At 50.6% G+C, this 9,044-nt stretch carries 10 protein-coding genes; 1 reads left to right on the plus strand and 9 read right to left on the minus strand.

Features of this window, described 5'->3' with window-relative positions; genetic code table 11:
• The 6 genes from AC1WIP_RS06865 to AC1WIP_RS06890 form a co-directional block, all read right to left on the minus strand.
• Positions 1 to 2,782, minus strand: a 2,782-nt coding sequence (locus tag AC1WIP_RS06865; RefSeq protein ID WP_481141151.1) for a Calx-beta domain-containing protein, incomplete at its 3' end; no start/stop codon positions are given.
• Between the two features lie 38 nt (positions 2,783 to 2,820).
• Complete coding sequence (locus AC1WIP_RS06870) at positions 2,821 to 3,702, minus strand: hypothetical protein (protein ID WP_481141152.1); 882 nt, start codon at positions 3,700 to 3,702, stop codon at positions 2,821 to 2,823.
• Between the two features lie 192 nt (positions 3,703 to 3,894).
• The gene (locus AC1WIP_RS06875; RefSeq protein WP_481141153.1) at positions 3,895 to 5,130 is read right to left on the minus strand and encodes a sensor histidine kinase; all 1,236 of its coding nucleotides are present in this window, start codon (positions 5,128 to 5,130) and stop codon (positions 3,895 to 3,897) included.
• 3 nt (positions 5,131 to 5,133) lie between these two features.
• On the minus strand, positions 5,134 to 5,268 hold the full coding sequence (locus AC1WIP_RS06880) for a hypothetical protein (protein WP_481141154.1): 135 nt from the start codon (positions 5,266 to 5,268) through the stop codon (positions 5,134 to 5,136).
• Complete coding sequence (locus AC1WIP_RS06885; protein ID WP_481141155.1) at positions 5,265 to 5,861, minus strand: LytR/AlgR family response regulator transcription factor; 597 nt, start codon at positions 5,859 to 5,861, stop codon at positions 5,265 to 5,267. The genes AC1WIP_RS06880 and AC1WIP_RS06885 overlap by 4 nt, the downstream gene beginning before the upstream one ends.
• A 137-nt stretch (positions 5,862 to 5,998) precedes the next feature.
• On the minus strand, positions 5,999 to 6,232 hold the full coding sequence (locus AC1WIP_RS06890; protein ID WP_481141156.1) for a YlmC/YmxH family sporulation protein: 234 nt from the start codon (positions 6,230 to 6,232) through the stop codon (positions 5,999 to 6,001).
• 89 nt (positions 6,233 to 6,321) lie between these two features.
• Here AC1WIP_RS06890 and sigG point away from each other — a divergent pair, with 89 nt between their 5' ends.
• Complete coding sequence (sigG, locus tag AC1WIP_RS06895) at positions 6,322 to 7,101, plus strand: RNA polymerase sporulation sigma factor SigG (RefSeq protein ID WP_481141157.1); 780 nt, start codon at positions 6,322 to 6,324, stop codon at positions 7,099 to 7,101.
• Between the two features lie 10 nt (positions 7,102 to 7,111).
• Here sigG and AC1WIP_RS06900 read toward each other — a convergent pair whose 3' ends face one another.
• The 3 genes from AC1WIP_RS06900 to sigE all read right to left on the minus strand — a co-directional run.
• The gene (locus AC1WIP_RS06900) at positions 7,112 to 8,131 is read right to left on the minus strand and encodes a VanZ family protein (protein WP_481141158.1); all 1,020 of its coding nucleotides are present in this window, start codon (positions 8,129 to 8,131) and stop codon (positions 7,112 to 7,114) included.
• Positions 8,116 to 8,397, minus strand: coding sequence for a hypothetical protein (locus tag AC1WIP_RS06905; protein WP_481141159.1), 282 nt, complete (start codon positions 8,395 to 8,397; stop codon positions 8,116 to 8,118). The genes AC1WIP_RS06900 and AC1WIP_RS06905 overlap by 16 nt, the downstream gene beginning before the upstream one ends.
• A gap of 74 nt (positions 8,398 to 8,471) precedes the next feature.
• A partial coding sequence (gene sigE / locus AC1WIP_RS06910) for an RNA polymerase sporulation sigma factor SigE (protein WP_481141160.1) occupies positions 8,472 to 9,044 on the minus strand: 573 nt, incomplete at its 5' end.

Below are 9,044 nucleotides of genomic sequence, written 5' to 3' on the forward strand. Positions count from 1 at the left end.
GGGAAAGGGTTACGGTTTGGCCCGCCGGGTTCAGCGTCGAAAGCCCCTCTGTGGGAATCTCATCCCTGGAAGCTACCACCTTATAATATGCCTCTCCCACACCGCTTTGACTGTCCGTGGGAGTGAGGGTAATAGACTGAGCGCTTTCCTCCCAGCCTGCAGGAACGCCGGATACCGCCACTGTGGGCGCCGTCAAATCCAGCTTATCCACCGTCACCGACGCCGTATTGCTTCCGCCGTAATCCTCATCCACCACCGTCACCGTATAGGTGCCGTTTTCCGTGGCCAGGAAGTTTCCAGACGCCTCCTTGGAGAAGGTAAGTCCCCCCGGCTCCGTCACCGTATAGTTTTTATTCTCATAATCCGAAAGCCGCCATATCAGGGTGGGCAGGTCGTTGGTCCACTGGGTGGGTGCGCCGGTGAGGGTAATCTTCGGCGCATGGGTGTCCACTGCCGTCTGGGAAAGCACCAGATAAGGCTGGGACGTGGCAGAATAGGTATGCCCTACCTGATCCGTCACCCGAATGTGCAGATATTTGGCAGCTTCCGCAGTTTCCACCGCAGTGTAGGCCAGCACGTCCGTATTTAAGTCTGCAAGGGTCTCCCACGAGACAGGCTCTGCGGCACTGTCCGTCCAGGCATACTCTGCCTTGCTTACTCCGGATTCCCCATCCCCAAAGGAAATGGGCAGAGCAAGCTTTATATAAATCCCCGCCCTGGGGGCTTCCTCACTGTCCTCCGTCAGGCCGCCTATGGAAGCCCATGGAGCGTTCAAATCAATCTTTTCCACCAGGACATTTTCGGTGATGGTCTGGTCGCCTGCCGTGAGCTGAAAGGTGTAGTATCCATTTTCCGTCACCGTGACGCTGGTATCCGTTATGTTCAAATTCGTCCACGCCGTCCCGCCGGAAGCCCGGTACCTGAGAGAAGCATCCGTTCCCGATGCGCTGGCAGTAATACGAATCTGCCTCTCCCTTGCCCAGCTTGTGTTGTCCGCCGAAACCGTCAAAGCAGGGGGCTCACTGCCCGGGACAGGGCTCTCCTTTGTGCCGAAATCTACTTGGGCATATTGGTACGACGTGGCTCCTGTGGTGTCATAGGTGCCGATCACATGGAGATACCATTTCCCATTGCTTTGGCCGCTGCCGGCCTCCTTGCGGATGGAGAGAGAGACGCCTGCGCTTCCCTTTGCGGCCGCCAGCTCTTCGTCGCTCATCTCCACCCAGCCCTCTGCGGGCATAGCTGCCGAATCCGACCACACATACCGCAGGCCGCTGGTCTTACTCTTATCCCCAGTTACCGTAACCACCGCCGTGCCGGTTCCGTTTGCAATACCCTTTCCCGCAACTGTAAAGGAGGGAGCAGAAGCGTCCACCTTTGCATCAGTGGAACCATTGGCAGCACCCGTCTGGGTCCCCGTGGTGTCACACATGTCCTTGATATTTTCCCCTCCGGTCATACCGGTTACCTTCAAGGTTTCTTCGGGGTTTGCCGCCACAGTGCCAGTAAAATACAGCACATTGGTATCCGCGCCTCCCGCATAATATGCCTGTCCCCAGGAAGTAGCCAGATAGGTGTTCTGGGCAGTCATGGTACTGTTTTGTCCGTCCACAATCTCGTCAAAAATCACGGATACCGTAAAGGAATCCCCCACCTTGTACAAGCCTCCTGCCATAGGGGCAATTCCCAGGACCTGGGGCTCTCTGCCGTCGTCGATCAGGGTGTAGTCCGCAAAGCTCGTCACGTACCACCTGTCATAATCTGCCCCGCTGGCTGAGAAATAGCTGTATACCGTATCCTGGATGGAAAGCCTGGCGTAATAGCTGCCGTTTCTTTCTACAATACTCCCCGACGCTGCGTTGTATTTATATACCGTTTTCTTTCGCGCTTCATTATTTCCTGTATCTATACCACTATCTGTCCTTAATGTAGGAAAATACTTGGTTGTGCTGTCTCCCTCACCCAGCTGGAAATTTGCCGTCCAGATAGCTTGTCCTGCCACGCTGTCATCCAGGGCAATCGGTTCTTTGGTATAGCTTCCCGCAAGCTTTGTCTCATTCCCCGCATTGTTAGGCGCATGGTTGCCCATCCAGGCATGCTCCCAGCAGTCTTCATGCTCATATACCCCCATCGCATATCGGTAGAGGTAGAAGTCCGCCGTATTGAGGATATAGGCTGCCTCTGCGGAATACCTGTCCGCCACCTTGGCGCTTGCGTTAAAATTATGCTTTTGGGGATGGGTGTTCTCATTCCTGTCAGACACCCAGTAAATATCTCCGTCTTTCGTATCACTGTGGTCCGTCACCCACTGGGGATTGCCGCTGTAATCCGTGCTCTTTTCCTTCTCCGCAGTATAGATGCTTCTGTCCACCTTATAGGCGTCTGCCGCCGTCATGGTGCGCATGGCAGTTTTTTCCGTCCCCAGGCTTCCTCCTCCGATGACGCGGTACAGCTCTACGGAATACGTCCTGTCGGCGTTGGAATAGGCGGTAGCGGCCTTGCTTGTGCCGCCTGCACTGTAGGCTGCATTGGCGCCGCTCTCGCTGACGGTAATGGTCTTTACGGACTCCCCTTCCTGAAAGGTAAGGGTACCTGCATTATGGGTAAAATGGGTGCCGCCCACCGCGGAGCCGTTCACCGTCCGGTAATACACCGTCTGGCTTCCTGCCGTTCCGCCGCTTCTGGTCACCGTAAAGGTATTGTCTCCATTATTTTGTATGGTGAAGGTTCCGTAGTCCGGCAGCCCCAGTCCTGCGGTGAGCTCCTCACTGTAATAGGTCACATCATCTACCGTGACAGCGTAGGCTCTGGCGTAATACTCTACCCCCTCCTGCAGTTTTGCGCGCCGCTGGCCTGGCAGAAATACCGGTAAGCCACAGGATTTTCGGTACCCGGCACCGCGTAGAGGCCGCCGGAGGGACAGTTGTCAAAGCCCTTTCCCTTGGTGTCCACATCCACATAGACCTTGACCTGAGCGTCATCCCCATACCATCTCCTTATATAGCGGCTGGAATTATTGCTGTCTTCTTTCGCCGTCAAAATAGCCCCGGAGCCCAGCATGGAAACCGCGTCCTCCGGTCCGTATACGCCGTTTAAAAAGGCATAGGTCACACCGGGAGTAAAGCTTGTGGTTTCCACAAAATTGTAATAGATAAAGGCCTGGCCTGAGCCTCCCGTTTTTCGCAGGGCAACGGGCTGCTTTGCCGTCTCTGCGGGAGACGCAAGCAGACTGTAGAAGGCAGGAGCCAAAATCGTCTCCCCTGCAGCCGCAGCCTGTATGCCTCCCTGCAGCTGTGACATCAGATACTGCAGCCTCTCGTTTTGCTCATCCTCCTGTGTCAAAGCGGCTGTGAGCTTTTCATAGGCCGCCGTCAGGGAGAGCCTGGTATTTTCATCCATGGAAAGGATGGCGTCATAAATCCCCCCGTCCTCCACCCCGGGAAAATAATCTGAAAGAATCGTCCCAAGAAGCGCTCCGTCAGGCGTCTGGGGGAGCGTTTGTCCGGCAAGGTTCCCGGAGGACACATCCCCCGAGGATACATCCGGCACATAGCTTTCCTGCGGCGATGCCCCGGATGCGGTCTGCGCCGTCCCCGAATTTTTTTCTGCAAAGGCGTTTATGGTGCCCGTCTGTGCCGCAAGCAATGCGGCGATCAGCACACACGCCAATATTCTTCCCTTCTGCTTTTTCATCCTTTTCATTGAATTTCTCCTTTTCTTTTGTCTGACATATGATGTACGCAAATTCTGATCAGTCTTTTTAAGTAAAGTACTTATAGCAAAAAGGAGCATTCTTTTTAGGACATTGGAACCATCTGCACTTTTTTCGGCACAATTTGCAGATTCCCTCCCACGAAAAAAGCAGCCCTAAAAGGCTGCCTCTCCCTATAGTTTTTACTCAGGCTGCTTTTCCGGAATCTGCAGCAGTATTCTCGCCACAAATTCTCCGCTCTCTGCAGTAAAATCCGCCTCCCCCTTATACTTTTTCACACTGCGCAGAATACTGGAAATCCGTATGACCAGCTTGTTCTGCTTTTGCTTCAGATATACCGAAATCCGCTTCTCTTTTCTGCCAGATTCTTCACAGCCATGAATTGCATTTTCCATGGCGTTTCCCAAAATAGCAATAAAATCGTTCTCCCTGATGTTTGTCTGACGGGAGCAGGCCACCTGCAAATCCACCCAGATTCCCTTTTGCCTCGCTTCCCTTACATACGCCTCCAGAATACTGTTCACTGTAAAATTTTCACAGATTCTTTCGGAAGCCTCTCCGGCATACTCACCTTCCCGCTGCTCCAAATAAGCAAGAAGCGCTCCGATTTCTCCCCGCCTTACATACTCTCCAATCACCAGATCATGATGCCGCAGATCATGGCGGACACGCCTGGCTTCCTCCACCTGCTTCTGCATCAGAGAAAGCTCTCTCTTTAACAGGCTGGCGTTTAACGCAGTCAGCTCCATTTCCTTCTTCTCTTCCATCTCCCGCTGCATCAGATATAAGGTATACAGCATAACCAGATGGGTGAGAAAAAGAAGGGCACATATGCAGAAAAACAAAATCTGCTCTCTGGCTCCCCGCAGTGGGATCAAGACCGGGCGGGTGGCATAATACAAGGTCAGAGCATTTCCCGCAACAGATATGATGCAGATTCCCCACCACTGAGTTTTCAGATCATCCGAAATTTTGCGGAAGGGTTTTCGAAACCACTTAAGATACACAAACACCAGCAGACCAATGACAAGGGTACGCAGGCCCACATCCACCCAGGGATTCCCGTCAAAAAAATGATCTGCCGTCAAAATACCTGCCACAATCATAAAGAGCAGCACAAATATCTGTAAGGATAGATTATAGAGCACCTGAAAAAAGTGATCCCGGCTTAACAGCTGAAACAATATGGTGGACTCTGCAAAAATAACCATAGTGCAATATTTCCCATAACTCTCCGGCGCAGCCAGCACCCACAGAGTGCCTGCCAAAACGCCGGTAAGCACAAAGATTCCATAGCAGAGACAAGTCTTTTTCCAGGACAGCCTCGGTCTGTCCAGACATAGAAACAGCAGGCAAAAACCCACAATCTCCACCAGATTTCGAAATATAGACAAAAGCGGCGTGATTCCCAGCGTCAACTGTCATTCCTCCTCACAATAGTACTGCAGATACTGCTTTTTTAAGGACTGGTAAGTTCCTCTCGGCAGATAGATTTTCCTTCCGGTATTTAAGCTGATCTCTCTTGCGTTCAGACTGTCAATATACCCCAGATTCACAATATAGGCAGCCCCACCCTTACAAACTCTCTGTATGGAGCAAGCATGGAGGAAAGCTCCTTCATTGTCATATGCACCAAGGGCTGTGCTCCGTTTGCCAGAAAAAGGCACTGGGACTTGCCCTGGGCCTCACAAAAAGCAATATCCCTCAGGGCCACACGCCGCAGCCTGCCGTCAATCCGAAACAGCAGATACTTTTTCCTCTCCTTTGCCATGTCGCTCAAAAGCCTGTTAAGCACCGAAAAAAACCTCTCCTGTTCTATAGGCTTTACCAGATACTGGGCCGCATCCACGTCAAATGCCTCCAGCGCATGCTCCTTAGAGGAGGTGAGAAATAAAATCCTGCTTTCGTTTCCCATATCGCGAAGGTCTCTGGCTGCTTCCATTCCTGATTTTTCCGGCATATAAATATCCATCAGCACCAGGTCTGGCAGATAATCCTCTTCCCTGACCGCAGACAACAGCTTCCGGACTCTTTCAAAACGTTCTATGAGAAGGTCTGTGCCGTAATGCTCCTTACAGTAAACCTCCAGCATATTCTGTACCTTATCCAATTCTGTCCTCTCATCATCACAAAGAGCCACCTGATACATGCTGCCGTCTCTCCTTATCTGTCTGATACCCTGTTGTCCGAGCCCCTCTTCTCATTAATAATACAAAAATAGGACTTTTTTCCCAATCATTGTAGTATATAGACCAAATGTCTGCAAGTATTGACAGTGCACTATGTCTAACAATTTATGTCAACCAAGATAATATCCGGCCCTATCTGCCTGATGTCCTTATAGGGAATGACGATATCCGGCTCACAATTCAAAAAGCCCAGCACTTTACTGCAGCCCGGCACCATAATTTTACGGATGCAGCCGCTGCACTCATCGAATTCCAGATCACAGACCTTTCCCAGCTTTTTGCAGTCTCTTATGTTAATCACATCCTTGCATTTAAGCTCAGAAAAAAGCATTTCCTCCGCCGCCCTTTTGTTTTTTTCATGTATATGCAAAAGCACCTTCGTAAATACTAGCAATACATCATTTTAAGGAGGCAGCGACAATGGCACAGGGTAAAGTAGAAATCTGCGGAGTAAACACCTCCAGACTTCCGCTCTTAAAATCTGCTGAGAAGGAGGCACTTTTCAAACGAATTGAGGAAGGGGATTTAAAGGCCAGAGAAGCCTATATCGAAGGAAACCTGCGGCTGGTATTAAGCGTAATCAAACGCTTTTCCTCCAGCAATGAAAACGTGGACGATTTATTTCAGATCGGCTGCATTGGCCTGATCAAAGCCATCGATAACTTTGATTCCTCACTGAACGTAAAATTTTCCACCTATGCCGTACCCATGATCGTCGGGGAGATCAAACGTTTCCTTCGAGACAACAATTCGATCAGAGTCTCCCGTTCCCTAAAGGATACGGCCTACAAGGCCATCTACGCTAAAGACGCCCTCACCCGGAAAAATCTAAAGGAGCCCACCATTGAAGAGATCGCAAGCGAGGTGGGTATTTCCAAGGAGGATATTGTTTATGCCATGGACGCCATTCAAAATCCTATGAGTCTTTACGAGCCCATCTTTACCGACGGCGGCGATACCCTCTATGTGATGGACCAGATCAGCGACAAAAAGAACAAGGAGGAAACCTGGGTGGAGCATCTTTCCTTAAGCGAGGCCATGAAACGGCTCAATCCCAGAGAGCACGAGATCATTTCCATGCGCTTTTTTGAGGGAAAAACCCAGATGGAGGTTGCCCAGGCCATAGGTATCTCCCAGGCCCAGGTTTCCCGGCTTGAGAAAAACGCCCTTCGCACCATGCGCGCCTATCTCAGCGCATAAAAGGGGCCGGCTACTCCTCTTGGCCGGCCAGAAAATCAAATAATTCACTTAAAAAAACATACACGCAGCCTCCTATGATGGCGCCGAAAATATCAATGGCAATATCAAGGGCCCTTCCCGTTCTGAGGAAAACGTACTTCTGAAGCATTTCATCCAGAACGGCGATAAAGCCGCACAAAATCACCGCGTAAAAGAAATTCACCACCTTGGCGCGCCTTTGCTTCATCAGCTGATAGCCGAAGCCGAACACCACGGCAAGGGCGGCATACTCAGAGGCATGTGCAAGCTTTCGCAAAAGCGGATTCATAAATTGGGTAACCACGGCCGTCTCCCCGCTGTCCAGACCAATGTGCAGCCACTGATCCACCGTCCTTACCACAAAGGAGGCTGCCCGCATGCTGAAGGCATTGGAATCGGCTGCGCTTTCACTGGAAAAGGCGAATATTCCCAGAATCATGGCCGCCATTGCAAGCACAGCCAGAATGATATACGCCAGCTTTGCCCGTTTTGGCTCTGTGCGTCCCTCGCTCAAAATGCACCGGAACAAAATATAGCCCAGCACAGCCCCCGAAAAATTTGTGAGAATATCGTCAATCTGAAAATATCCTCTTCCCGTGGCAAGCTGGAGGCATTCGATGGCTATGCTGGAAAAAAGCCCTAAGCCCGCACATACCCAGAATTTTCTTGCCGCCCGTATGGCCCAGGCGCACACAAAGCCATAGGGAATAAACAAAAGTACATTTTCCACCACATAGGCGTTATTTCTTGCGTTAATTCCCCAGGTGGAAAACAGCTCCAGGTCCACGCCCCTTCTGCTGCCGCTTTCCCGGGAAAAAAAAGTAATGAGCAGAATGATGGCCGTGTACATAAAAAAGCTTGTGACTGCAGCCACAGAAATAGGCTTTTTATATCTGCGCACCCTGCGATCATTTACTGCGCTGAGAATAATGGCCACCACGATTCCCACCACAAGTCCATAGGGAAGATACCGAAACACGGACACCATATCCCTGATTATATATTCTCCCATTTATCCTTATCCTCAAATAATCTGTCGTTCATCCAGGCCACAGCGTCTGTCACCCCATCCTCTGAGAAGTCAAAAAAAGCGCTTGTCTTTAACTCCTGTGCCGTGCAGAAAAAGTTAAAGGGCTCCGGCCAGACTGTAACCTTCAGTTTTTCTTCTCCCTGGTCATTTTGGGCTTTCTCCAGACGATAGCGCATTCCCTGGTGACAGCCCGTATATTCTGTTTTCTTCAAATATTCCATTGACAAGATATCTTCCCGCCGTATCATGTTATGCACCGCCTGCTTTTGTTTGAAAGTCGCCGAAAGACGGCTGTAGTTTCCAGTATATACTATCCGTCCTGTTATTGCAAATGGTTGCTCATTTCTTTTTTCAGCTGGCGCATGATCTTTTTTTCCAGTCTTGAAATATAGGACTGGGAAATTCCCAAAAGACTGGCCACCTCCTTCTGGGTCATCTCCTGCCCGTCCAGGCTCCCCAGTCCGAATCTGAGATTGATAATGGTCTTTTCCCTCTCCGACAGCTTTTCCACCGCTCCCATCAAAAGCTTGTGCTCCACCTCGCTTTCCAGGTTGCGGTAGATCACGTCCTCATCCGTCCCCAGGATATCTGACAAAAGCAGCTCATTTCCGTCCCAGTCCACGTTTAAGGGTTCGTCTATGGACACCTCAAGTCTGGTCTTGTTATTCCTTCTTAAGTACATTAAGATTTCATTCTCAATACATCTGGAAGCATAGGTGGCAAGCTTGATTTTTTTCTCAGGGTTAAAGGTATTGATGGATTTGATCAGGCCGATGGTTCCAATGGAAATCAGGTCCTCCACCCCTACGCCCGTATTGTCAAACTTTTTTGCTATGTACACCACCAGCCGGAGATTGTGCTCGATCAATATGGATTTGGCTTCATCCTCGTACTC

It is taken from the genome of Acetatifactor sp., assembly GCF_982438285.1.